Origin of the sequence: Candidatus Methanoplasma termitum, assembly GCF_000800805.1 — an archaeon.
GTDB lineage: Archaea > Thermoplasmatota > Thermoplasmata > Methanomassiliicoccales > Methanomethylophilaceae > Methanoplasma > Methanoplasma termitum.
The window spans coordinates 636,208-661,179 of record NZ_CP010070.1 but is presented as its reverse complement, the minus strand read 5'-3'; the positions used below and the strand labels follow the sequence as shown (position 1 = coordinate 661,179).

Below are 24,972 nucleotides of genomic sequence, written 5' to 3'. Positions count from 1 at the left end.
AAGTTCAATTTTTTGACTGCTGGGTCTTTTGTTTGAACGATAAAGTATGATCCCCTTCTCTTTATTTGGTTAATTTTTCTACTTTTTTTGTCTCTATATTTTTCTTTTCTTTATTCCTATCTCATTATATACTATAAGAGCGTAATGTTTTTTTAAAGAGTGAGCCCCATGCCGGTAGAGTTCAAATATGAGATTGTAGAGAAGATAGCGGTCCTCTCGGAATCGTCCAAAGGCTGGACGAAAGAACTGAATCTGATCAGTTGGAACGACAGGGATCCGAAGTATGATATCAGAGAATGGTCCCCCGACGGAGAGAAGATGGGGAAAGGAATAACCCTCTCCGATGAAGAAGTAGCGATATTAAAAAGCGCCCTGAAAGACAGAGATATCTGAAGTTTTTTGCCCAAACCTTTTAAAAATAAATATTACAGACTCTGGTTTTATAGTAACGTATATAAACTAAATGATATGTTCAGCAGATAGGCATTCAAATATTGCGCCCGGTCCATCGTTGAAGAGGTAAAGGTAGAGTATTGGGAAGACCTAATAAAAAAAGAGGAATGAAAATGGCCTACGGAAACAGTGGCGGCGGATACAGGGGCGGCGGAGACCGCAGGGATCAGCCCAAGGAATATTTCAAAACAAAATGCTCGGATTGCAGCGCCGAGTGCGAAGTACCGTTCAAACCCACACAGGGAAGACCGGTCTACTGCAGGGATTGCTTCAAGAAACACCAGCCGGAAGGCGGAAGAAGCAACGACAGAAGGAGATTCTAAATCTCTTTCTTAACCCAAACTTTTTACTTTCATTTAGTTCTTTTGCGCTTATCCAGCAGCTCTTTCATTTCTATTCTGTAAAATATGCCGGATATCGAAGAGGTTATCACGACTATCGCCGCACCCAGGATCATCAGCAGGACGCCTGCCATCTGGCCGACCTTGAAGTAGGCAGCAAAACCGATCACGGCGACGATCACGCCTATCGCCATCATAATCTTGTTGTTTCTTCTCTGTTTTTCAAGGGCCAACGGATCACCTGCTTCAGAATTTATAAGAAAGGTATTGGAAAGGGGTTTGGTGACGTATCTTAGGCTATCTTTGTTCCCGCTTTCGGGGACGCACCCTGCTCGAAGACAGCGTCGACTTTGAAGACCCAAACAGCTGCCGCTTTGAGTTTCATTGCCGCGAGCTCTTTGTTCATAGCATCAAGCTCCGGGCCGCTGTCAAGGCGAGCCTTTGCTGTGCAATCGATATTATATGCATCCTTTCCGGCTGAGATCAGGAATGCTGCTTTGGCGTTCTCTTTAAGATTCTTTGCCGACGTTTTCATCAGGATCTCCCCGACCACCATTGTGTCCGCCGCCGGAGAAACTATGCTGCCGGCAACGATCGCATGCGGTTTGGCGTCTTTAGATGCTGTAACGAGGACCTTGGTTGTTCCTTTGGCTTTGAGTACTTCAAGTACATTGCTTGGAATGTTTGCCACTTTTTCCACCTGCAGAGAAATCCGATTACAGGTATATTTTATGAACGGTCCTTTAACAACGGATGTGTCGGGAACTTCATTCTTCTTTAGGTCTCTTGACCTTGTTTGTGATCAGTAAGGTGGCCGCGAAGCATATCACAACTATCATGCTGAGATAGAATTCCGGCATTGTAGCTATTTCGATTATCACAAGCCAGAGTATCGTATATTGCTATTTATTCGTTTTTGTTGATTGGGCGAATGTGTTGAACGACCACTTTCAGCTTTCCGTCCTTGTAGTATGGAACAGGTTCGCATATGAACTCGCCCGTCTTATTCGTGCACTTGAATTTACATCCGCAGCGATGAGGGCCTCCCAGAGTATGGTTGGCTACACAGTTGTCGCAGCAGCAGGTCGCTCCGAAAAGCTTATAGCATTTCATTCCCACGACATTTTCGATATCAACACAGAGGCCGCGCTGGGCGGCGCGGTTCATCCATATTATTGCCCTGTCCCGATCGTTGATGATTATCATGTCATCTACTTTGTCCAATATCAAATTCAGAAGACTTTCTGCGGAAATTTCATTGACGCCCATGATGGGATGCACATTGCGGTACAGCATAATAAATCATTTGTGCAAATTCAAAAATATATGCGGTCTGATTCAGCGGACGTTGCATTCTTCGTAACATTTTTACGAATTCAGTACTAAAAAACTTAAAAAATGAAGCGTTGTTAAAGAAAAACAATCAGTAAGCAATATTTTGACAGAACACTATTTTATACAGATAATCGATACGACCCTGAAATGAGCTACGATCTAATCATTATCGGCGCCGGCCCCGGTGGATTGACCGCAGGAATCTACGCCCGGTCGAAGATGATGGACACCCTGATAATCGAGGCTGGACGCGTCGGCGGCCAGCTTACAAGTCTGTACCCGGAGAAAGGGATAAGGAATTATCCCGGATTCGAGACGGTTCAGGCTAGGAAATTATCTGACAGATTGTATGCTCAGACCGAATCCCTCGGTTGCGACATACGCGAGATGGAAAAGGTCAAAGAGATAAACAATGGCGAAAAGGAGCTGGTCTTAGTAACGACCAAGAATACCTATCACACAAAGTCGGTCATCATCGCAATAGGCATGGGAAGCTTCCATCCGAAAAAGATGGGCTGCAAGGGCGAGGCGGAACTAACAGGCAAGGGCGTATCTTACGTCTTGCCCGTAAAGGAAGAGCTCGTCGGAAAGAAGGTCGTATTGTTCGGCGGCGGCAACAGCGCAATAGAGATGGCGCTGATCGCAGATTCCGTGACAGATACTGCGATAGTACACAGAAGGGCCGAGTTCAGAGCCGACGAATCGAACGTTTATGATTTGAACCACAGCAACATAAAGACCATAATGAACACAAATGTTGTGTCATTCAACGGCACAGATGAGCTGGAGAGCATAACTCTGGATCAGGCAGGGAAGGTCTTTGATATTCCTGCCGACCTTGCCGTCATCAACATCGGGATAGATTCCGACCTAACGGATCTTAAGAATTGGGGGATAGACCTTACTTCTGAAGGATTGGTCAAGGTAACATTTGATATGCTTACCAACCGCCACGGGATATTCGCCTGCGGGGACGTAGTTGATTATCCCGGAAAGTACAAACAGATAATTACTGCCTGCGGAGAAGCTGCCACCGCAGTGATCAGCGCATACAAATTTGTGAAGAAGCCGTACTGGGCTTAAATGATGACTTTTTTTAAAAACCGGGAGGGAAGTTGTTTGTATCAGCGGACAGGCCGCTGATTTCAGTTTTCGGACCTCCGAGGAGATCATTCTGTTATTGCGCCCGGAGGACACTCGTCGACGCATGCACCGCAGTCGACACATTTGCTTGCATCGATAACAGCTATATCATCAATTGTTATTGCATCCTGGGGGCAAACATCTGCGCATGATCCGCACGCTACACATTCTGCTGCATTTACTTTTGGTGGCATGTTTAACACCTGCGGTCGAAGAATCCATGTTAGTATTTTAACGTTTCCAACACAAGCTGGAGTCAATTTATATTAGCGAATCTATACTTCTGGCATGGATGTATTGGGCAGCTCTGTTCTCACAGAAGACGGCATTATCGACGGATACGTCTGCATAGAGGAAGGGGTCGTGGCTTCCATCGAGGAAGGAGTCCCCCCTCAAAGACCGGTCGCAGCCGGCCTGGTGGTGCCTCCGCTTGTTAATGCACATACACATTGTGCGGACGCCGGTCTGAAGATACCGCAGGGACTGACGATAGAAGAGCTGGTCACCCCCCCGAACGGTCTTAAGCATATGTACCTGAGGGCCCTTGGGGAGAATGACCTCATTAAGAACATGACAGGCTATGCGGAAACATCCCGCAGCAATGGGATAGGAACTTTCATTGATTTCAGAGAAGGCGGCGAAAAAGGATGCATAGCCTTGAGAAAGGCCTGCCCGGAAGCGGTAATACTGGGAAGGCCGCTGAGCAAGGAATATGACCAAAAGGAAGTATCCCGTATCCTGAAGGTCGCAGACGGAATAGGCCTATCAAGCATCTCCGATGTGGATCACGCATATATCGAGAAGGTTGCCGACCAGACAAGAGAACAAAGGAAGATATTCTCGATACACGCCAGCGAAAGGGTGAGGGAGGACATCGACTTCATCCTCTCCCTGGATCCCGCGTTCGTTGTGCATATGGTGGAGGCGACCGACTCAGACCTCCTGAAATGCGCCGAGGCGGAGGTCCCGATAGTGGTTTGCGTCAGATCCAATCGGTATTTTAAAAAGACTCCCCCGCTTAAAAGGATGTCTGAATGTGGCGTCGATATCGCAATGGGCACCGATAACGCCATGCTTTGCAGCCCGGACATGCGGGCCGAGGCAAATGCATTCAAGGAGGTCCTTCTTTCTCAGGGGGGTTCGGCAGAGGATATTTTGAGCCAAATGATAACGAACGGAAGAAAGATATTATATCCGAATAATAAAATCCACGTATCCGCTGGAATGACGGCAGAACTGACTGTGTTCCCCCTCGCCGGACCCCACGACGGGATCCTCTCGAGCAGAGATCCGGTGTTCAGGTATAAACCAAAAAAGAGGAGATGAAATGAACTTCAAAAAGATACTTTTACCCACGGACGGTAGCGAATTCACGAAATATGCAGTGGAGAAAGCAATAGAGCTGGCGGCTTTGACAGGGGGAAGGATCACGGCATTGTATGTTCTTGACAGATCTGTTTACACAAGTTCGCCGATGGACACCGCGCTGGTCAATATTTACGAGACGCTTGAGAAAGAAGGCAGGTACGCAACCGGCTACGTTAAAGAAAAAGCCGATGCGGCAGGTGTAGAGATAGAGGAAAAATTGATCGAGGGGATACCGCCGAAGGTGATCCTTCAGGAAGCCGAGAGCGGGGGATACGACCTGATAGTCATGGGCACTCTCGGAAGGACAGGAATATCTAAACTCCTAATGGGAAGTGTTGCGGAGAAGATAATCCAAAACGCAAAATGTCCTGTGATGGTGGCCAAAGCGCACGTCGATGTAAGCGAATAATCCGTGCCACATCAATTACACTTAATTACCTAAAGACGAATAACCCGCCAGAATCATCATACGGAAAGTTTTGGCTTTTCTCTTTGGTGAGATCTTTAGAGGTCGATTCAGGATGAAAACAGTGGCGGACATAATGATCGCGGCACCAATAGTGGTCGAGGTACCGGGAAGTCGCAGCGATGCGATAAACATGATGGTCAGGAACAAGCTGACCGGACTCCCAGTGGTGCGCGCATCAGATGGCAAACTTATGGGTATCGTTTCCAGAAGGGATATTTTCAGGAAATTCGATGAAGATCAGTTATCTCTGATAATGAAGAAGGACTGCATCACGATAACTCCGAACGAAAGCATCGTCGAAGCGGCAAGGATATTCGCCCAAAAAAGAATACACAGACTCCCCGTCATCGAGGACGGAAAGCTTGTAGGGATCGTTACGCCGACAGATCTTTTAATAGAGATCGGCGAGATGAGGACCTCCATGACCGCAGAAGATGCGATCAGAACGAAATGTGTGACCGCATACGAGGGCGAACCTCTCGCATATACTGTGGTGGCAATGAGGATAAGCGATGTTTCCGCCGTCCCTGTCCTGGATATAAAGGGAAAACTTGTCGGGATACTGACGGACCGTGACCTCTTCAGCGACCAGACCGCAGACGCTGAGGCTATGGCGCGCTTGGGAGTAAAAGACACAGAACTCGCAGGCTATAGGAATGTCCTGCCGCTGTTCTATGCAATGATCGACAAACAGATCCCCAACGAGACCACTGTAAGCCACTACATGGTCAAATCTCCGAAGGCCGTCTTTAAGAAGACCCCACTGAATGACGTTGCCCGAATAATGACGGAAAACGACTTCGGACAGCTCCCCGTCTATGGGACCAAGGATGAGCTGATCGGAATGATCTACGATGTCGATGTTCTATGCGCACTAACAGGTAATATCAATGAATAACGAGGTCAACAGCAACGAGTTACTGTCCCTCTGCAAGCGCAGAGGGTTCATCTGGCCGTCCTTTGAGATATACGGCGGTGTGGCAGGCATGTTCGACTACGGGCCGCTCGGTTCCAATATGAGGAACAACATCGTCGAAGTGTGGAGAGACATATACAGAGGAAGAGAGGGGTTCATCGAGATCGATTCCGAAACGGTCAACCCCAGAGAGGTGTTCAAGGCATCCGGACACGTCGATGAATTCTCCGATCTGATCACATACTGTACAAAATGCCAGTCGGCTTTCAGGGCAGACCACCTTGTAAAAGAATTCTTTGACAATCCCGATGTATTGTCACCAAAGGAGCTTGACGATGCCTTTGTGAAACATGACATCAAATGTCTTGAGTGTAAAGGAAAGCTCGGACCGGTGGAAGAATTCAATCTCATGTTCAAGACGACCATAGGCCCCGGTTCATCAAGGGTCGGATATCTCAGGCCCGAGACCGCCCAGGGCATATTCGTCAATTATCTCAACTTATACAGATACAACAGGGAGAAGCTCCCGCTAGGGGTCATACAGACCGGAAGAGGCTATAGGAACGAGATCGCACCCAGGCAGGGAATGATAAGGATGAGGGAGTTCAACATGATGGAGGTCGAACTCTTCGTCGATCCTACAGACAAAGGATGGAGCAGATTCCCCGAAATAGAGAATGACATGATCACGCTGGTCCCCAACACAGGCACAGAGACCGTGACCATGACGGTCGGAGAAGCAGTCGAAAAAGGAATAATCGCCAATAAGGTTCTGGCTTATTTCGTTTATACGACGCAGCAGTTCCTGATCAGGCTCGGAATAGATGCGAAGAGGCTGAGATTCAGACAGCACCTTAAAAACGAGATGGCCCACTATGCGGCAGACTGCTGGGACGCGGAAGTTCTCCTCTCGTTCGGATGGATAGAGATAACAGGCATAGCGGACAGAGGCTGCTGGGACCTTTCCAGGCACGCTGAGTTCTCCGGTACGGAACTCACTCATTTCAAAAAGTTCGATGAACCGAAGGAAATGGAGGTCGTCAGGGTCAAAGCAAAGCACAAGGCCCTCGGCCCAAGATTCAAGGACAAGGCAAAGGCCATCGCGGAAATGATGGAATCAAAAGGCCCGTCCGATATAAAGGGAGGAAAGCTCACTCTCAGGGTCGGCGGCGAGGACATAATACTCGGTGACGAGTTCTTCGAGGTTGTAAAGGTGACCGAGAAGGTGTCGGGAGAAAGGGTCGTACCTCATGTGATCGAACCGTCCCACGGGCTGGACAGGATATTCTACTCTGTGCTCGAGCACTCATATGCGTATGATAAGAAAGAGGATTACACCGTCCTCAGGCTCGCACCTGAAGTGGCCCCGATAAAGGTCGGCGTATTTCCGCTCATGGAAAAGGACGGATTGGACGATCTTGCGAAGCAGATATACGAAAAGATCCACTCGCCAACCATGGAAGCATACTATGACGGTTCCGGGACCATAGGAAAAAGATATGCGAGAATGGATGAGGTCGGTACGCCGTGGTGCATCACCGTCGATTATGAGGCTCTGAGCGGCCCTTCAAAAGGCACCGTTACGATAAGGGACAGGGACACGACGGAGCAGAAGAGGATACCTGTAAGATCTGTGCCCAACACCCTAAAAGCCTTGCTTTCAGGTAAATCCTTCAAAGATATCTGAAGCAATCTCTATTTAATACCTCGCCGGTTCGGCATAAAAAAGCCGTTTCGGCAGGATCGACCCCTCATTAATTCGAAGTAGTTTTGATGCGTCCAGAGAATTTGCCAGTATCCTACCAATCTTTATATCCACAAAGAGGCGATATGTAAATCGGTGAGACCATAGGTGTCGAAGACCTGGAAGATCAGAAAAAGTTGTCTATTTTGAGATCACAATTAAGCGGAATAACCGTCAAAGAGATAATGACGTCAGAATTCCCGACGATAGGCCCTGAGGGGAGGGCCGCAGAAGCTCTTTCCAAAATGAAGGAATCCGGCTTCCAGGAGATCCCCGTAGTCGAGAACGGTAACTATCTGGGGATGGCGAGTTACGGTTCAATACTGAGGAAAGGCAGTGTCACACCCGATACAAAAGTAAAGAATTTTATCAGGAACCTCCCGACCCTCTCTATGGACACGGAGATAACTAAGATAGCAGAACACATAATCGCCAACAACTGCAGACAGTTAGCCGTGATCAACGGCAAGAAGATAATTGGCGTAGTTTCGAGGAGCAGCCTTACAAAAGTGGCTGCGGGAATGAAAATATTGAAAGACATCAAGGTCTGGGAGATCATGACCACGCCCGTCGAATCGGTAAGAGAGGACGGAATGCTGGACGATGCGCTGGAGATAATGAGGAAACTGGATATCATGACGGTGCCCGTGGTCGACAGCAACATTATGCCCATAGGGATAGTCGGAATGAAAGAGATCATCGATAACCACTGGAAGACCGAAACAAAGAGTTTCGGCGACTTCAAGAAGAGTTCCAAGGCTCAGATAACCATTGAGAGCATCTATCACGGAGCAGTAAAAACGATCGAATGGGATGCGACCATCGGTCACGCCGCATCGCTTATGGAAGAGAACCGTTTCTCAACGCTGCCGGTGGTGGACGGCAAGGAACTTGTCGGAATACTCACAGAATTCGATATCGTCGAATTGATATCTGCAAGCAGGGAGAGAGAAGCCCTCTTCGTGCAGATAAGCGGGTTGGACGACGAGGATAAATTCTACACCGACGCCATGTACGCCGACATCGAGGCCGAGATGACCAAGATATCCAAGATATACAGGCCTCAGTCTCTGACGATATTCGTTGCGAAGTACCACGATGCCGGGAACAAGAACAAATACAGTCTGTCGGGAAGGCTCTTCATACATGGGACGGTCATCGACCTCAAAGAAGTGGGCTGGGATCTGGTAAAAGTGAACAGCGACCTTATGAAAAAGATGGGTCAGCAGGTCACTGCGATGAAGGATTCCAATGTCTCCTTCCGTAAAAGAAAGAAATGACCACGAAAAGATCCTAAACTTCTTTCATAACCTTTTTTTATCTTATCCCAATAACAGTATGTTCAAAATGTCACAGTACGATTCAATCTCAGTCGAGAGACGCTGGCAGAAGATGTGGAAAGACGAAGAGATCTATCACTTCGATCCGGAATCAGAAAAGCCTGCGTACAGCATCGACAATCCTCCCAGGTACACATCCGGCTCCCTCCATCTGGGTCATGCCACCGGATACTCGCTTATCGATTTCGCGGCGAGATACAAAAGGATGAGAGGCTACAACGTCTTTTTCCCGTTGTGTTTCGACGTTAACGGCACTCCTATCGAAGTAAAGGTGGAGAAGAAACACAACATCACGAAGCTCGATCTTCCAAGAGAGGAGTACAGAAAACTCTGCAGCGAGTATGCAAACGGGTTCGTAGACGAGATGACGCATCACTTTGAGATACTCGGGGAAAGTATGGATCCGAGCATCTACTATCAGACGGATGCCCCATATTACAGAAGGATCACTCAGATATCGTTCGTTGAATTATTCAACAAAGGCATGGTCTACAAAGCCGCATTCCCTATCAACTGGTGCCCAAGATGTATGACCGCTCTCGCCGACGCAGAAGTGGATCATAAGGACAACGTCACGAAATTGAATTTCATCAAGTTCGGTATCGCAGGAAAAAGCGGTCATGTGATGATCGCAACCACCAGGCCTGAGTTGATATGCACCTGCAAGGTCGTAGCCGTCCATCCGGATGATAAAGAGAAGCAGCACCTTATCGGAAAAGAGCTTGTTACCCCGATTTATGGGCGTAAAGTGAAGGTCATAGCAGATCCGAAGGTCGATCCGGAGTTCGGAACCGGGAATGTAATGATATGCACCATCGGCGACAAGGACGATCTGGAATGGGTGATGAAGTACCACCTGGAGATGGAGAAAGGTATCGACGAGGCCGGTAAGATGACCGAACTTGCCGGAAAATACGTCGGAATGCCGGTGAAGGAGGCGAGGGCGGCCATCATCGCCGATCTCAAAGCATCCGGGATATTGGTCGAACAGAAGGATTCGCCCCAGCAGGTCTCGGTCTGCTGGAGATGCAGCACGCCTGTCGAGTTCCTTCAGGTTCCTCAGTGGTTCCTGAAAACGCTTGAACTTAAAGAACAGGTGCTCAAGAGGGCCGATGAGATAAAGTGGTATCCCGAATTCATGAAAATAAGGCTTCAGGATTGGGTCAATTCTCTGGAATGGGACTGGGTCTTAAGCAGACAGCGTATCTTTGCAACACCGGTCCCCGTATGGGAATGCGAAGAATGCGGAGAGGCCGTTTGTGCGACAGAGGAGCAGTGTTATGTCGATCCGACAACGGATGCCCCGCCAGTTGAGAAGTGTCCGAAATGTAAAGGAAAACTCATCGGCTGCACCGATGTCTTCGATACATGGATGGACTCGTCCGGCTCATCGCTTTACAACACGTTCTGGAAGAGAGACGACGAACTCCATAAGAAGTTCTTCCCCATGAGCATGAGGCCGCAATCCCACGATATCATAAGGACCTGGGCATTCTATTCCATCCTCAGAGCGGAGCAGCTTGAACAATCCATCCCATGGGAGGATATCATGATACACGGATTCATCATGGCCCCGGACGGGACGCCGATGCACTCCTCGGTCGGAAATGTGATCAATCCCATCCCCATCTTAGAGAACCACGGGGCCGATGCGCTGAGGTATTTCGCCGCATCGTGTTCCCTCGGCACGGACCATGCATTCAGAGAGGCCGACGTCACAAGAGGGAAGAAGCTTGCCAACAAGATATTCAACATCGGTCAGTTCGTCGGAAGGTTCTTCGACAGCAAACCTTCTAAGACGGGAGTGTTCAGAGAATCAGATAAATGGATAATAAGCCGTTACTCCGAGACACGGGAAGCGGTGACGGAATATCTCGACCAGTATCAATTCGATAAGGCGTTGAAAGAAGTGGAGTCATTCATCTGGCATGAGTTCGCCGACAATTACATAGAAATGGCAAAGATGAGGAAAGACCCCGCAGTTAAGTACACTCTCTATAATGTTTTCCTGAGAAGCATAAAGATGCTGGCACCGTTCATGCCTCATGTTACTGAGGACGTCTATCAGGAGCATTTTGCCAAATACGAAAAGTCCAAGAGCATACACATAATGGATTGGCCGTCATCGATCTTCGTTGATGAGGAAGCGATCGGGATCGGCAGGGCGATCACAGAGATCACATCTGCGATAAGGGCCTGGAAATCGGAAAAGAAGATGCCCTTGAATGCGGAACTGTCCAAGGTCGAGATAATCGGAGAGGATGTGCTTGTGCTTGAAAAAGCATCTCAGGATATCACCGAGACATCGAAGATCAAAGACCTGATATTCCTGAAGAAGGCTGAACTGAAGGAGGAGATCGTTGCGATCAAACCCGTTCATGCAAAGCTCGGTCCGGCATTCAAGGCACAGGCAAAAGGAATAGTTGCGGCCCTTTCCGCATTGTCTCCCAAGGACGCCGTCAACTCGATCACACCGGCAGGATTAAAGATCACCGTCGACGGAGAAAAGATGACGCTGGCACAAGAGTTCTGGGAAGCTGAAAAAAGATTGACGCTCGACGGCAAAACAGTCGAGACGATCCAGCTCGGAAACACCCTGATCGTGTTGGAGATCTGACCGAGGTCAGTTCTGCACCACTTTCACGGTAACTCTCTTATTTTTGAATTTCACCTTGGGTAGATCCATTGTCATCCTGTTCCCGAAGTCTTTGTGTACTTCGACAACCGATGATTCTGGTCCGAGTTCGATCTTTCCTATTGCGAAATCTCTGATCTTAGCTGCTCTGATCAAATGCTCTGCGAGACTTACCTTTCCGAGACCGTCATTCTTCCCAAGATTGATCTCGAACTTCACCATACCGTAAACATCAGAGAGCTGATCATAGTCGACCACTCTTCTTATGGTGTCTTTTGTTCCTTCCTCACCCTCCGGAACATCTCTTTTCTCGATCTTCATTTCTGTCCTGAGCTCGAATTCTCTGATAAGGTATTCCTCTTCAGTAGTAACGAAAGAGATGGCAACTCCCTCCTTGCCTGCCCTTCCGGTACGTCCAATTCTGTGGATGTATGTCTCGATGTCCTCAGGCATGTCGTAGTTGATAACGTAAGAGATATCATCTATATCCAGGCCTCTCGCGGCAACGTCCGTTGCTATGAGTATCTCTATCTTATCCTCTTTGAAATCGCTGAGCACCCTTTCTCTTTTCGACTGAGGCATATCTCCATGGATGGCCTTGACCTTATAACGGAAGCTTGTGAGCCTTTCGTCGAGTATATCGACCATTTTCTTTGTTTGGCAGAATATTATCGCTTTGGGTTTATCGATATCGAGTATCCTTGTCAGTGCCCAGGATTTGTTCCTTCTCCCCACCGGTATGTAATATTGTTTTGTTAGATCCAGAACGACCTCGTCCTGAGAGACGCTGATCTCTTTCGGTTTGATCATATAGTCGCCGGCCAGACGTTTCACGTCCTCGGACATCGTTGCTGAGAAAAGCAGCGTCTGTCTGTTCCTCGGCATCGCTTTGAGAATATCTTCAATATCCTCGATGAATCCCATGTCCAACATCCTGTCCGCTTCATCCAGGACCATGATCTCGATCTTGCTGAGATTGAGGATGCCTCTGTTGATCATATCCTTCACCCTTCCGGGGGTCCCGGCGATGATATCCGCACCTTTTTCCAACTGCTTCATTTGCCCCTCGATGCTGGCTCCGCCGTATATCGGGACGCTTTTATGTCCGGTGTATTTTGCGATATCCGTCAGCTGATCGGACACCTGGTTGGCAAGCTCCCTTGTAGGCACAAGGATTATCGATGTGGGAAGTCTCTGTTTCGGCTCCGTCCTTTGAAGGATTATTGTTCCGAACGCACCGGTCTTTCCTGTTCCGGTCTGGGCCTGCCCGAACATATCAGTCCCCTTCAAACCCAACGGGATCGATGCTTTTTGTATGGGGGTGGGTTCTTCCCAACCGATGTCATCCATGGCTTTTGCAATATCTTCTGAAATACCTAGGTCTGTGAAATTTGAGATCATTTATACATCACTGATCTGAATCCAAACAGCCTGCGACTATAACGCAGACATCTCTGTTTCGTTGTTGTTAATTCTCCATAATAATAAATACTTACCTAAGTAGAAAGCGATCGAAAAAGCGGGATAACCTTATTTAGAAGCGAAAGCTATCTCCTTTTCACGTTAATATGAGAATGGGGTTTGACAACGAGAAGTACATCAGGATACAGTCTGAAAATATAAGAAAAAGGATCGACAAGTTCGGTGGCAAGCTGTATCTCGAATTCGGTGGCAAGCTCTTTGACGACTTCCATGCTTCTCGGGTGCTTCCGGGGTTCAGCCCCGACAGCAAAATAAAGATGCTCATGGAACTGAAGGACAGCCTTGAAGCGATCGTCGTCGTCAATGCCGGCGACATTGCGAAGAACAAGATGAGGGGAGATAACGGAATAACATATGACATGGAAGCTCTCAGATTGGTCGATTCGTTCAGGGAAAGAGGGATCCTCGCCGACAGCATCGTGCTTACTCAGTATGTTTCACAGCCTGCGGTGGTCGTATTCGAGAAACGTCTGAAAGCATTGAACATCAAGGTATACAGGCACAACTCTATCGAAGGCTATCCTCTTGATGTCGAGAAGATCGTCAGCGAAAAAGGCTTTGGGAAGAACGATTACATAAGGACAAGCAGGCCGCTGGTCGTTGTTACCGCACCGGGACCCGGCAGCGGCAAGATGGCCACATGCCTTTCACAGCTATATCATGAGAACAAAAAAGGAGTTTCTGCCGGATATGCCAAGTTCGAGACATTCCCCATTTGGAACTTACCCCTCAAACACCCTATTAACGTTGCATACGAAGCGGCGACGATAGATATTGTGGATGTGAACATGATCGACCCCTATCACTTGGAAGTGTATTCCAAACAAGCGGTCAATTACAACAGGGACATCGAGATATTCCCCGTCCTGAATTCAATTTTGAAAAGCATATCCGGCGAATCTCCCTATAAGTCGCCGACGGACATGGGCGTGAACATGGCCGGGTTCTGCATCACAGACGAAGAAGTGGTCTCCGCAGCGTCGAGGCTTGAAGTGATAAGACGCTATTACGATCTGCTGAAAGACAGGAAACAGGGCATGGCATCAGACGAGATGGTGGCCAGAATGGAATTGTTGATGAAGAACGCATCGATCGGTTCAGGTGAAAGGAAGGTAATCGGCGTTGTAATGAAAAGAGCGGAGACCCTCAATAAAGATCCCTCGGTTCTCGAGGCCACAGCCGTATCCGGAGTGGAGTTGGAGGACGGGACGATACTGACCGGCAGGACGTCGATGCTGCTTGGCGCCAGCTCCGCGATGATACTCAACGCTTTGAAGACCATGGCGGGCATGGATGACAGCGTCCTGCTGATATCGCCGACAGTACTGGAGCCTATCCAGGCACTGAAAACGGAGAATCTTGGGTTTAAGAATACAAAACTCCACGTGGACGAGATGTTGATCGCACTTTCGATATCTGCGCTTACCGATACCAGAGCGAAGGTCGCACTCGAACAACTTCCCAAGCTGAGGGGATGCGAGATGCATTCTTCTGTGATACTCTCGTCCGTGGAAGAATCCACCCTGAAAAGATTAGGGCTCAATATTACCTGCGAACCGGTCTATCAGAACAATGCTCTGTTCCAAGGTCAGCGCAAGATATGAAAAAAGATGATAACATTTATATGTAAAAAATATCTTGCCAGAGACACTGCGACCGTAGTGTAGTTGGTTATCACTTGACCTTGCCAAGGTTAGAACTCGGGTTCGAATCCCGGCAGTCGCACTCATACTTTCTCAAAAGTCTCAACTTATCTGAACTATTTTTGGCTCGATATAGACCATTATCATGCCGGAAGTAGACGTTTTTATCACGAATTCATGATCTTTGGAGGCGATGAAGGACATATTATCTCCCTTCGTCAAACCCTTTTTCATTATGAACTGGGCTGTGATATCATGCGTGCCTGAGTTCACTCCGAAGATCGTGCTTTTGCCCCTTTCAAGCGGGAACGAGTCCTTCCCGTCGATCACTACGAGTGTTTTTACGGTAAGGGTGGTCCTTTTTGAAATTTCATATTTGACCGTCAGGTCGAATTCTCCCCAGCACTTTGATATGTCCTCCTTGGAGAACACGCCGTAGTCCCTCTTCCCGCCGCTTTCCGCTTTCTCAATTATGCTTTCAGATGTACCGTCCCTGCGGTGCAGAAGGGCCTGCATATACCAAGCGTCCTTGCAGTCGGGGTCCAGCTTCAGTATGTTATTCACCAGTCCGTCCGCGGTATCCCAATCATGATCTGTCAGGGATCCTTTTGCTTTTTTCAGATAGTAAGCCATTTTTGAATCATGATCGGTCGGTACCTGTTCAATTGCGGGGTGCTCATTTGCGATCTTATTGCCGCAGTGTACACAGAATCCCGAGTTCATTTTTTCTTCGAACTGGACCGTACCGCCGCAGTTCGGACACCTAATCGCGACCAGAGCCATCGGTTTGACCATATGCACTCATACATTATAATTTCTGCATAAACACAAAAGCGGTCATTCATTCCACATACCGTTGAGTCTGGCGCCTTCTCTCTCCGGATCCATAGTGGATACCTCCAGACCTGGCACTGTCATCCTCACGACAGGTATTCCCGTTTCGGGCCGTGTAAGGTCGGAAACGATCACCATGTCGAAACCTGTCTGCACAAGCCTGTCAAGAACGACCTCGATGTCATCCAGAACATATGGGGTGGAAAGATCAATCATATCTTTCAGATGAACTTTCTCGTTCAGATCTCTATACCAAAGAGAGTTGACGGATTTTATTTTATCATATCCCATGTCGTTCGCTATCTTCAACAGGCGTGCGTTCCCCTTGACGCCGTGTTTGTGTGTGGTCCTGCTCTGTGCGACCTCTGTGATGGCGCGTATGCATGCGATCTCCGGGTTAAGATGCGTCCCCACTCCGATAGTAAGGAGTTCCGGGTCCTTTGAAACCGTATCGTCCGCAGCGGCACCTATTGTCGGAATACCGATATCGTGCGTCAGGTCCTTGAGGTGTATCTTGACCCCTTTATCCTCCATCTTTCTCAACAGCTTTCCCGGGACGGAATCCTCCTCCACAACAACATCTGCGAACGCCCTGCCGCGTCCTTCCGCCATGGACCAAGCATCCCTTTCGATCAACTCGAACAGTGCATGAAGGATAGCTTCTTCCACGGTGTTCCCGGAAGCGATACCGTTCGTATGATATCTGAATAAGGGGAGATCGCTGTCTGGGAAATAAGGATGGAAGACCGCACAGGCCGGGATCCATATCTGGGCGCCTCTGAGCAGCTCATATCCCAATACCCAAGCGATCTCCGCCGTATCATAAACGCCGAGGGTCCTGAGAGGAAGTATAAGGTCCTTTGGATCCACTGTCATGCCGACGTTCATCGCCTGCTGCAAAGTGCCGTACACGACCTCGTCCGTATCGCGCCGTTCCGCACTGTATCTTTCGATCGCTTCCATCGCAGCCGATGCTTTCGCCTGCTCCGGTGTAGCGCCCTTTCCGTTATAGTTCTTGACAGCCCCCTTTGAAGCGCCGGGGCGGTCCACAGCGAAAACCGGTATGCCTATGTTGTCTAACGGAGTGATGTCCAAAGGGTCGCATATCCCGATCCGCGGGAGTATGGGAAGGACCCTTTCCAACGTCTTCTCTGGAGGCACCACTCTTATTCCCGCACCGGGCGAATATTTCGGACATCTGTTAAGTATCATGGGTGTGTCTGGATGTATTCAATATGATATATTTTAATTTCGAATATCACAGGTCGTTGAATCCCACAAGCACGCTCGCAAGCTTGGGGTCGTCTTTAAGGTCGTAATATTTTCTCATAATGAGGTCGCACGTCGGTGCGGGGCTGCAAGAAACAACACCGCTGCATCCATTGCTCTCGTTGAGCTCCGGGAATGATACCGGCGGCATGATGAATCTCTCTCCTCCTTTGCCTTTCACATTTGGGAACAGGACAAAAGCATCCGAAAGCCAGACCACATCCTCTCTGTTAAGGTACTCCTTTGCGGTGAACGGAAAAACTTCGAGCCCCATTATCTCTCCCGTGTTGGCAACCAGGATGACGGTGGGTTCCGGCGGAGGTCTGAAACGCGGATCCTTGATGATCGCGATCACATGATCCTTTTCGAGGGCATCGTTGAACCCCTGATTGAGGACGGCAATGTCGCCCATGGCCTTTACCTTACCCTCTTCAGCTCTCATCTGGTCGAGGACCGTCTTGTCAAGATAGAATGCGTTCACAACACCTTTCATACCTTTTATTATCTCCAGAGGTTTGCTGGGGGACTTTTTGCTCATGAATGTAAAATGGAAGGATGATTATAAACAGTTAACTGTAGAAAAAGGTGTCAGGAGCATTTCAGCTCCTATGACTGTATTTTTATTCGACCTTGATCACAACATCCCTTTTGAGCCCGAGGTCTCCCGCGACCTCTACAGCTTTGATCATTCCGCATGGGACGGGGCAAGCTGCGTGCGGCAAGGCCTCGCTGGCCATTTTATAGACCTCGGTCTGGTTCATCGCCGCTTCCACCTCAGTATACGGACAGATGGGCTGCAAGGACCAGGACATCTTGAGAACATGGGGGCAGTCACTTTCTATCACCAGATCGATCATGCCTGTGTCGGGGTTCGCTTTCGCTACTACGACAGTCTTCATTTTGCATACGCCAGCATCTACGGTTACTTTACATTCATTGCTCATTCATCATCACTCTTTAGTCTGATCAAATTGTTTACACCGGCCATACTTCTGATATCGACAACGCCGATGGCGGCAATGACCTTGTTGTCAAGCTCTATGGGTGTTACGATAACTCTTATTCCTTTGTACGGCCCCGACATTGCAGTCTTCCGTACTGTCGTACCTGCATTAATTACTTCTTCAAGTACGGCGCCTGTGTAAGCATTGTCTATGACCTTGCCTTCTTCTATCCTTATTCCGAGATTATCCCTGCTCTTCGCACACACCGGCAGACCTCCGACGAGATCATGTATCGCAAAGGCAAGCGAAAGCAATTCGCTCCCGGTACTCCTATATGTGAGCAAATCGTCAAGTTCGCGTCTTATTCTTAACCCGCCCATAGTCTCAAGGGCGGCGGTGACCGCACCTAATTCCGCACGGTCGTCATCGGATGCCGTACCGATGATGACAGCATCTCCGTCCATAATATCCAGATGGTCTCTGAGTCTGTTCTCTATTTTTTGGTCGACAGGATAGTATGAACCCGGGAAGATCAACATATTGTTGGAGCAGATCAGCGTGGTAGCGCCCATCGCCCCGTTCTTTATTGCGACATCTCTCTCTTCACATCCGAATTTGATATTCCCCGCCATCCCCGGGACTCTCACGGCACAGTCGCATTTGCCGATGGTCAGTTCCGGAATGCGGACGGCATGCAGGTCCATCTTTACGGTCTTCCAGATGTCCAAGCCTGCTTTTGTCAAGATGACGCCGTTCTTGTTGATAGCAACGACGCCGTCATCCTGGAGCATGTTCAGGATCGTCCTCGTGCTTCCTTCCCCTATCTTCAGATGCGCAGCCAAACTCTTCCTGCCCAGAGGACTGTATTTGGCAATACAATAGAGTGTCTTCCAAACGTGATAGTCTCCGAACTTCGGTACCGGCCCGCCAAGATGGGAGGTTTTTCGGTATGCCATGTGGATATATAGGGCATCCAATCTAAAAAAGGTAACGCAACACAGAAGAGCATTTTTCATCGGAGATCCGTCCGCCGTCGCTTATAATAACACTCGATCTCGTAACACACAGCCGTCATCCGCGGCACAATTTTTCATCTGATTTTTGAAGGCATAGTTTCCGGATCCATGCATCGGGATCAGCGGTGTTAAGGGCCAATTTTGTTCAAAGTCTCCGAAAAGCCATCAATATTCGGGTATGCGATATTTTGTTTGTTCCTATATTTTATATCTGTTGGATACTTTGCATACTCATGGACGAGCCGGTCGATCTTCTGACCATAGAGAATGTGACCAAATCTTTTAACGGAAGAGTGGTCCTGAAAAATGTTAGTGCAAAGATTTCAACAGGAAAAACATTGGGATTGATCGGTAAGAGTGCTGCCGGGAAGAGTGTTCTTATCCATATGATAAGAGGCAGTGAGGGCTACGGCCCGGACTCCGGTCGTTTGATCTACCATGTGAACCGCTGTCCCAAATGCGGCAATATGGATCTCCCGTTTCCGGGCGTCAAATGCTCAAAATGCGGTGCTGAATCAAAAAAAGAGGATATTGACTACTGGGGCCTGAAAGAGTACGACCCCGTAAGGCAAGAGCTGAAGGGACGGATCGCAATAATGATACAGAGGACATTCGCACTTTTCGGAGACAAATCCGTCATTGAGAATATCCTAGAGGTCCTCGACCCGAACGATCCAAAACGCGTCGATAAAGCCGTCAGCGTTCTGGAGTTTGTTAATATGACACACCGTGCAACACACATCGCAAGGGATCTGTCCGGAGGGGAAAAGCAGCGGGTCGTGATGGCGAGACAGCTTGCAAAAGAGCCGCTGTTCTTCCTTGCGGACGAGCCTACGGGAACGTTGGACCCGCACACATCCGCACTCATTCACAAAAGACTTGTCGAGTATGTGAGAGAGCACAAGATCTGCATGATCCTTGCCTCACACTGGCCTGAGGCCGTGGAGGAGATGTCCGACTATGCGGTATGGCTGGACGCAGGCAATGTTGTTATGGAGGGCGACCCCAAAGAGGTAACAGAAAAATTCATGGCAGACTACCACTTCGAGAAAGAGGCGGGCAAGGAGGCCGGAAAGCCGCTGATAATGCTCGAAGATGCGAGAAAACATTATTTCTCCGTTTCAAGGGGAGTGGTGAAGGCAGTCGACGGCGTGACACTTGAAATAAAAGAAAGAGAGGTCTTTGCCATGGTGGGGCTGTCCGGCGCAGGAAAGACGACAACATCCAGGATGATAGCGGGAATGACGCCGGTCACATCAGGCAAAGTGATGATAAGGATCGGCGAGGATTGGGTGAACATGTCTGAGGAGGGGTTCTCCGGCAAAGGGAGGGCGACCCCGTATATCGGATTCCTTCACCAAGAGTATTCGCTGTATCCTTTCGACACAGTTCTTCAGAACCTCTCCACATCGATAGGGATGAAGATGCCCGCCGAACTTGCAAAAATGAAAGCCATACAGGTACTCCTCAGCGTAGGATTCCCGAAGAACGACATAGAGAAGACGCTCTATTCATATCCCGATTCTCTGAGTGTGGGAGAATGTCAGAGGATCGCTTTCGCACAGGTGCTTATCAAAGAACCGAAGATAATAATCCTCGACGAACCCACCGGAACAATGGATCCTATAACTAAGGTGATAATAGCAAAATCCGTCCTCAAAGCAAGGGACGACCTCGACGAAACATTCATTGTTGTAAGCCATGATATGGACTTCATCCTTAACTGCTGCGACCGCGCGGCATTCATGGCAAACGGTAAGGTATTGGATGTCGGGACGCCGGAAAAGATAATTTCTGAATTCAATAAGTTGGAGTGAGGCCGTGCGATGAAAAAGCAGATCGGCAGACACCTGAGCTTTGTGGAATGCAGAGAATCAATGGGAATGGGAGTGGGCGGAGGGCTCGCCGCGAGAGCAACAATATCAGAGAGCGGTATGGACGTCATAGTCATCGCAATGGGCCCGGGAAGAAGACATATAACGAAACCGGTCTGCGAGATAACATATGCTTTGAGAGAAGAAGGGATCGATACCAGCGTGCTTGTTGTGAACGCCGGGTCAGGGGTGCCTTCAGACGCGCCGGACATGACCACATCCACATATTTCGGGCTGGATCCGATAGAGGTCGAAAGGATACAGCAGTACAAGGTCGCCATAATCCACCTCGGGAACGTCAGGCAGCATATAATCTACAAAGCCAGACTCATATTGAGAAATGTTGACATTCCAGCAATAGTGGTAGCTCAGGCACCGGTGGATTTTGAGGACTTTGCGGCGATCGGCGTTAAGACCGTGAGAGTAATGCCGGCCGACGAGGACATCAACACACGCGGCGAGATAAAAGAGATCATCACCGGAGTGATAAGAGGAGTTACCGCACCGCAGGATAAACTGGATGAGATAGTTTCGAAGGTGCAGCAGGTCCTGCCGCCGCGCGGAGGCGACTGAGATGAGGATCACCGTCAACGGAAAAGAGAAAGAGGTTGCAAAAGGCGCAACCCTGAAGGAAGCTGTAAAAGGCGAGATATATGAGCCGGGGTCGCTGATTTCAATCCATCTTTCAACCGAGAAGCTTATCGGGGAAACGAACGAATTCGAACTTGTCACTTCTAACGGTACGATGGTGCTGCGGCTTGAGGATTCCGACGGCGCAAAGCTGTTCAGATCGATAACAGAGTCGGTAAAAGGCTCTACGGCCAGATGGCTGACGAAGGAGATAATAGCATTCGGATCGTTCAAGACGGACATCCCCATCGACAGGGAAAACAGGCACTACAGCAAATATGACTGTTTCTTCACACTGGGCGGTTTCGATAACCACTCCACATATATCATGATAGCAAAGAAAGAGCACACCAGATCATACGGTGCGAGCATCGGGAAAATAGGAAGGATAACTCTCGGAAGGCACATCTTGGATCTCTCAGCCGAAGGTGACAAACTTCTCGATGTCAGGCCCGTTGTCTCAGAATCCAGTAATAAAACGATCATCGTGACCAAGGATCTCGGATACAAGCTGGATGAAGGATATTCCATCGATACGAACATGTTTATAAGATTGGACGAGAGGTCACCTGCGGCAGCCGAACAGATATTGATATCGGGAGCAAAAGGCCATTTGAGTATAACCGAGTCCATGGGCACAGCCGTTGGCTGCAGCGAGGAACTCGATGTGGAAATGCCAGTCGAGTACAGCCAGACAAGAGATGCCGGAAGCGTCGCCGTCAGGAACACCGGGTTAGGTGCAGGTCGCATCCTTATATACAAAGAAAGAAGGCAGACCAGTCCTGCACACAACAGCGCGGGAACGGTGGAAAGAGGATTCGGCATAGTATCACAAGCGAAAAAAGGCGAGAAGATAACCCTTGTGACCGAACCGGCAAGGATAATGTCAGTCGGAATGACCCAATCAGACGGGGAGAAATTCCTATCAAAACTCGGATTGAAGCAGAAAAGGGTCGGCGACGTGGCAGACGAAGCGATAATAGTCGAACAATCACCGGAAATGACGCTGAAGGCTATCGCCAGCAACGAAATAGAAACGCTGGGCGTTCCGAATGGGAAGGTCTTTAAGATACAGCTTGACGGAACGAATGCGGCGGATGTACACTACTTCAAAAAGATGACCGGCCTGAGCCACAAACCGATAGGTTCGTTGAAAACACAGTTCGCATTCCCCGGCATGCCGATGATAACATTCTACGGGGATGAGGACAGATCGAAGAACCTGTATCCCCAAGAGAAGCCGTTCAAGACGTGCAAAAAAGGCGATATCGGCATAACAAACCAATCCAGACCGCACCACGGTCTTATCGGTATAAGGCTTGAGGACAGCAAACAATACGGTCCCACCGGAGAAGAGCCGTATGGGACGAACATTATCGGTAAGTTCATCGACGACCTAAAGAGGCTCGGCGATGTAGAAGAAGAACAAACGATTTATATTACAGAGGAGAGAAAATGAGCGAGGAAAGAGAGACCAGGCTATTCATGATATCTCCTGATTCCATGATCACACCCGATCAGCTGGTCAGGGAGGTGCATGCGATGGGGAAAGGAGTGACCGCTAAGGAAACGTGCTACGGGTCCGTGGTAGAAGGGCCGAGGAAAAATGTCCGCGAGGTCCTTGCCGAGATAAGAGAGAAACACCCCTTTGACATTTATTCAAAAACAAGGGCGTATCCCGCAGGGGATATGAGAAGGTGCCGTGCACATCACGGCACCAGACCCGGATTCGCTCAGCTGGAAGCTGAATGGGAAGGACTGTATCTGGTCAAACACGGCCTTCTCGCATGCGAGAGAGGGGAGAAATTCGATATCCCCAAAAAAAAGGAAAAACTCCCTGTTGAAAAATTCAAAAAGATATGTGAGGCAAACCGATGAAAGTATTCATAAGTCCGCCGAACAGCCTGATCCTGTTCGACCTCGTAGAGAGATTCGGTCATGAACCGCTGGGTGTGATGATGCCACTCCAAGAAAGAATAGACAAAGCCGAGATCGATATGCCTCCAATGAATGTTACGTTGGATGATGTGGTCACAGGTCTGAAGTATGCAGGTGTCGAGGTCCCTTCCGGGATAAGGGGGAGACTGGCACTGTGGGGGCCGCTCATAGAGCAGGCCGACGCGGCGATAATAATGTTGGATCCGCCCTTCAATTTCGGATGTGTCGGATGCGAGCGCTCGAATGAGATGGTAAGACATCTGATCCATAGGCGCAAGATCCCGGCGATAGAAGTAACATATCCCGCTGATGAAAAGGAAGCGGTCGCCACGATAGGTCAGATAAAACGATTCCTGGAGGGAAAGAAATGACGATAAAGATCGCGCAATTATCATGCGGTGCGGAATACAGCAGTGTTCAGTCCGAGATCGAACAGGCGGCGCAATCCGTCGGCGGAAAGATGGTCTATCCGGATGTATCCTATGCCGATGTGAAAACAGCAGTGGAAAGATTCGGATTCAATCCAAAGTCCCCCCAGCTGAAGCTCATGATCGCAAGGGCCGTGCAGCTCGCAGATGAGAAATATGATGCCGATGCGGTCTTCATTTCAACATGCTTCAGGTGTGCCGAGGCAGCGCTCGTAAGGAATGAGCTGAGAAGGTTCATACAGGAGAACACCAGGCTGCCTGTGGTCACATACTCTTTTACGGAGAGACTCAAGGCCGCGCAACTGCTCACAAGGATGGAGGCATTGGTCACCATCGTTTCCAGAAAAGAACTTCTGGCAAGGGCGAGGCAGACCGGTCTCACTGCGGGTATAGACTCGGGATCAAGTACGACGAAAGCGGTCATCATGCAGGATAATAAGATCATCGGCAAGGACTGGACATCGTCCGGCGATGTGGTGCAGTCCGCCACACAGGTGCTCGAAAATGCAATGAAAGAGGCCGGCATCAAGCTGAAACAGATCGAGGCAATGGGGGTCACAGGATACGGAAGGTTCACGTTGGGTAAGCATTTCAATGCGAAACTTATACAGGAGGAGCTAACCGTCAACTCCAAAGGAGCGGTATGGCTGGCGGACAGGCAGAAAGGAGAGGCGACCATACTTGACATAGGAGGAATGGACAACAAGGCCATAACCGTCAGGGACGGGATACCGGATAACTTTACCATGGGAGGCATCTGCGCAGGTGCATCCGGACGTTTCCTGGAAATGACCTCAAGCAGGCTGAAGGTCAAGATAGAGGATCTTGGAAAAATGGCAGAGAAAGGAGACTGGCGCAAAGCAAAGATGAATTCATATTGTTCCGTCTTTGGGATACAGGGGCTTGTCACTATGCTCGGAGAAGGAAAGCGGTTCGAGGATGTTGCGGCCGCTGCGTGCCATTCAGTAGCCGAGCAGGTTTACGAGCAGCAGCTGCAGGAGATCGATATACGCCACCCCGTTATACAGGTGGGCGGAACGTCGCTCAATACCGGACTGGTGAAAGCAGTGAGCGAGGTCGTAGGTGAACAAACGATCGTGCCGCCGAATTCACAATACATAGGTGCCGTGGGCGGCGCTCTCCTGAGTTCCGGATTCCTCTGAGGTGTGC

26 protein-coding genes and 1 tRNA gene are annotated in these 24,972 nt (G+C 49.1%); 17 read left to right on the top strand and 10 right to left on the bottom strand.

The window, feature by feature from the left end; genetic code table 11:
- Nucleotides 1-168: 168 nt before the first annotated feature.
- Both Mpt1_RS03110 and Mpt1_RS03105 read left to right on the top strand, forming a co-directional pair.
- Entirely contained in the window at nucleotides 169-393 is a 225-nt protein-coding gene (locus Mpt1_RS03110) for a YdbC family protein (protein ID WP_048112050.1), read from the top strand.
- 173 nt (nucleotides 394-566) lie between these two features.
- Nucleotides 567-776, top strand: coding sequence for a CxxC-x17-CxxC domain-containing protein (locus Mpt1_RS03105; protein WP_048113749.1), 210 nt, complete (start codon nucleotides 567-569; stop codon nucleotides 774-776).
- Nucleotides 777-805: 29 nt separating this feature from the next.
- Here the strand turns inward: Mpt1_RS03105 and Mpt1_RS03100 are convergent, their stop codons facing one another.
- The 3 genes from Mpt1_RS03100 to Mpt1_RS03090 all read right to left on the bottom strand — a co-directional run bounded on the left by Mpt1_RS03100 (nucleotide 806) and on the right by Mpt1_RS03090 (nucleotide 2,090).
- The gene (locus Mpt1_RS03100; protein ID WP_048112048.1) at nucleotides 806-1,027 is read right to left on the bottom strand and encodes a hypothetical protein; all 222 of its coding nucleotides are present in this window, start codon (nucleotides 1,025-1,027) and stop codon (nucleotides 806-808) included.
- Nucleotides 1,028-1,086: 59 nt separating this feature from the next.
- Entirely contained in the window at nucleotides 1,087-1,485 is a 399-nt protein-coding gene (locus Mpt1_RS03095) for a pyridoxamine 5'-phosphate oxidase family protein (RefSeq protein WP_158386742.1), read from the bottom strand.
- A 215-nt stretch (nucleotides 1,486-1,700) separates the two neighbouring features.
- The gene (locus Mpt1_RS03090; RefSeq protein WP_048112045.1) at nucleotides 1,701-2,090 is read right to left on the bottom strand and encodes a PAS domain-containing protein; all 390 of its coding nucleotides are present in this window, start codon (nucleotides 2,088-2,090) and stop codon (nucleotides 1,701-1,703) included.
- Nucleotides 2,091-2,276: 186 nt separating this feature from the next.
- Between Mpt1_RS03090 and Mpt1_RS03085 the strand changes: the two genes are divergently transcribed.
- A complete protein-coding gene (locus Mpt1_RS03085) occupies nucleotides 2,277-3,212 on the top strand; it encodes an NAD(P)/FAD-dependent oxidoreductase (protein ID WP_048112043.1) in 936 nt (311 codons plus the stop codon).
- Between the two features lie 86 nt (nucleotides 3,213-3,298).
- On the opposite strand, the gene Mpt1_RS03080 is transcribed toward Mpt1_RS03085, so the two are convergent.
- Nucleotides 3,299-3,466 carry a DUF362 domain-containing protein gene (locus tag Mpt1_RS03080; protein WP_048112041.1) on the bottom strand — a complete coding sequence of 56 codons (168 nt, stop codon included), beginning with the start codon at nucleotides 3,464-3,466 and terminating at the stop codon, nucleotides 3,299-3,301.
- 94 nt (nucleotides 3,467-3,560) lie between these two features.
- On the opposite strand from Mpt1_RS03080, the gene Mpt1_RS03075 reads away from it, so the two are divergent.
- The 6 genes from Mpt1_RS03075 to Mpt1_RS03050 all read left to right on the top strand — a co-directional run bounded on the left by Mpt1_RS03075 (nucleotide 3,561) and on the right by Mpt1_RS03050 (nucleotide 11,726).
- A complete protein-coding gene (locus Mpt1_RS03075; protein ID WP_052399264.1) occupies nucleotides 3,561-4,598 on the top strand; it encodes an amidohydrolase family protein in 1,038 nt (345 codons plus the stop codon).
- 1 nt (nucleotide 4,599) lies between these two features.
- The gene (locus Mpt1_RS03070) at nucleotides 4,600-5,049 is read left to right on the top strand and encodes a universal stress protein (protein WP_048112039.1); all 450 of its coding nucleotides are present in this window, start codon (nucleotides 4,600-4,602) and stop codon (nucleotides 5,047-5,049) included.
- Between the two features lie 112 nt (nucleotides 5,050-5,161).
- The gene (locus tag Mpt1_RS03065; protein WP_048112036.1) at nucleotides 5,162-6,007 is read left to right on the top strand and encodes a CBS domain-containing protein; all 846 of its coding nucleotides are present in this window, start codon (nucleotides 5,162-5,164) and stop codon (nucleotides 6,005-6,007) included.
- Nucleotides 6,000-7,712 (top strand): glycine--tRNA ligase, encoded by a 1,713-nt coding sequence (glyS, locus tag Mpt1_RS03060; protein ID WP_048112034.1) that lies wholly within the window; start codon nucleotides 6,000-6,002, stop codon nucleotides 7,710-7,712. Before Mpt1_RS03065 ends, glyS begins: the two co-directional genes overlap by 8 nt.
- A gap of 203 nt (nucleotides 7,713-7,915) precedes the next feature.
- The gene (locus Mpt1_RS03055) at nucleotides 7,916-9,049 is read left to right on the top strand and encodes a CBS domain-containing protein (protein WP_238603147.1); all 1,134 of its coding nucleotides are present in this window, start codon (nucleotides 7,916-7,918) and stop codon (nucleotides 9,047-9,049) included.
- Nucleotides 9,050-9,107: 58 nt separating this feature from the next.
- Nucleotides 9,108-11,726, top strand: a complete 2,619-nt coding sequence (locus Mpt1_RS03050) for a valine--tRNA ligase (RefSeq protein WP_048112030.1) — start codon at nucleotides 9,108-9,110, stop codon at nucleotides 11,724-11,726.
- 6 nt (nucleotides 11,727-11,732) lie between these two features.
- Here the strand turns inward: Mpt1_RS03050 and Mpt1_RS03045 are convergent, their stop codons facing one another.
- On the bottom strand, nucleotides 11,733-13,145 hold the full coding sequence (locus Mpt1_RS03045) for a DEAD/DEAH box helicase (protein WP_082007233.1): 1,413 nt from the start codon (nucleotides 13,143-13,145) through the stop codon (nucleotides 11,733-11,735).
- 167 nt (nucleotides 13,146-13,312) lie between these two features.
- Between Mpt1_RS03045 and Mpt1_RS03040 the strand changes: the two genes are divergently transcribed.
- Together Mpt1_RS03040 and Mpt1_RS03035 are read left to right on the top strand one after the other, a co-directional pair.
- Entirely contained in the window at nucleotides 13,313-14,830 is a 1,518-nt protein-coding gene (locus Mpt1_RS03040; RefSeq protein ID WP_048112028.1) for a DUF1846 domain-containing protein, read from the top strand.
- 48 nt (nucleotides 14,831-14,878) lie between these two features.
- Nucleotides 14,879-14,951, top strand: a tRNA-Gly gene (locus Mpt1_RS03035).
- Between the two features lie 20 nt (nucleotides 14,952-14,971).
- Here Mpt1_RS03035 and Mpt1_RS03030 read toward each other — a convergent pair.
- From Mpt1_RS03030 to Mpt1_RS07260, 5 genes are all read right to left on the bottom strand, one after another.
- On the bottom strand, nucleotides 14,972-15,664 hold the full coding sequence (locus Mpt1_RS03030; protein WP_048112026.1) for a zinc ribbon domain-containing protein: 693 nt from the start codon (nucleotides 15,662-15,664) through the stop codon (nucleotides 14,972-14,974).
- Nucleotides 15,665-15,706: 42 nt separating this feature from the next.
- The gene (locus Mpt1_RS03025) at nucleotides 15,707-16,915 is read right to left on the bottom strand and encodes a YcaO-related McrA-glycine thioamidation protein (RefSeq protein ID WP_048112024.1); all 1,209 of its coding nucleotides are present in this window, start codon (nucleotides 16,913-16,915) and stop codon (nucleotides 15,707-15,709) included.
- Nucleotides 16,916-16,961: 46 nt separating this feature from the next.
- Entirely contained in the window at nucleotides 16,962-17,510 is a 549-nt protein-coding gene (locus Mpt1_RS03020; protein WP_048112022.1) for a hypothetical protein, read from the bottom strand.
- 82 nt (nucleotides 17,511-17,592) lie between these two features.
- Complete coding sequence (locus Mpt1_RS03015) at nucleotides 17,593-17,916, bottom strand: DUF6951 family protein (protein WP_048112020.1); 324 nt, start codon at nucleotides 17,914-17,916, stop codon at nucleotides 17,593-17,595.
- Nucleotides 17,913-18,872: a DUF2111 domain-containing protein gene (locus tag Mpt1_RS07260; protein ID WP_052399262.1), complete on the bottom strand. Its 960-nt coding sequence runs from the start codon at nucleotides 18,870-18,872 to the stop codon at nucleotides 17,913-17,915. Before Mpt1_RS07260 ends, Mpt1_RS03015 begins: the two co-directional genes overlap by 4 nt.
- A 293-nt stretch (nucleotides 18,873-19,165) precedes the next feature.
- Between Mpt1_RS07260 and atwA the strand changes: the two genes are divergently transcribed.
- From atwA to Mpt1_RS02980, 6 genes are read left to right on the top strand one after another with little or no spacing between them, the layout of a single operon-like run.
- Nucleotides 19,166-20,749: a methyl coenzyme M reductase system, component A2 gene (atwA, locus tag Mpt1_RS03005; RefSeq protein ID WP_048112016.1), complete on the top strand. Its 1,584-nt coding sequence runs from the start codon at nucleotides 19,166-19,168 to the stop codon at nucleotides 20,747-20,749.
- Between the two features lie 9 nt (nucleotides 20,750-20,758).
- On the top strand, nucleotides 20,759-21,379 hold the full coding sequence (gene mcrC / locus Mpt1_RS03000; RefSeq protein WP_048112014.1) for a methyl-coenzyme M reductase I operon protein C: 621 nt from the start codon (nucleotides 20,759-20,761) through the stop codon (nucleotides 21,377-21,379).
- 1 nt (nucleotide 21,380) lies between these two features.
- Nucleotides 21,381-22,895: a methyl-coenzyme M reductase-associated protein Mmp3 gene (gene mmp3 / locus Mpt1_RS02995; protein WP_048112012.1), complete on the top strand. Its 1,515-nt coding sequence runs from the start codon at nucleotides 21,381-21,383 to the stop codon at nucleotides 22,893-22,895.
- Nucleotides 22,892-23,314, top strand: coding sequence for a methanogenesis marker protein 6 (locus Mpt1_RS02990; protein ID WP_048112009.1), 423 nt, complete (start codon nucleotides 22,892-22,894; stop codon nucleotides 23,312-23,314). The genes mmp3 and Mpt1_RS02990 overlap by 4 nt, the downstream gene beginning before the upstream one ends.
- A complete protein-coding gene (locus Mpt1_RS02985) occupies nucleotides 23,311-23,745 on the top strand; it encodes a methanogenesis marker 5 protein (protein WP_048112006.1) in 435 nt (144 codons plus the stop codon). The genes Mpt1_RS02990 and Mpt1_RS02985 overlap by 4 nt, the downstream gene beginning before the upstream one ends.
- Nucleotides 23,742-24,965, top strand: coding sequence for a methanogenesis marker 15 protein (locus Mpt1_RS02980; protein WP_048112004.1), 1,224 nt, complete (start codon nucleotides 23,742-23,744; stop codon nucleotides 24,963-24,965). Before Mpt1_RS02985 ends, Mpt1_RS02980 begins: the two co-directional genes overlap by 4 nt.
- Nucleotides 24,966-24,972 lie beyond the last annotated feature (7 nt).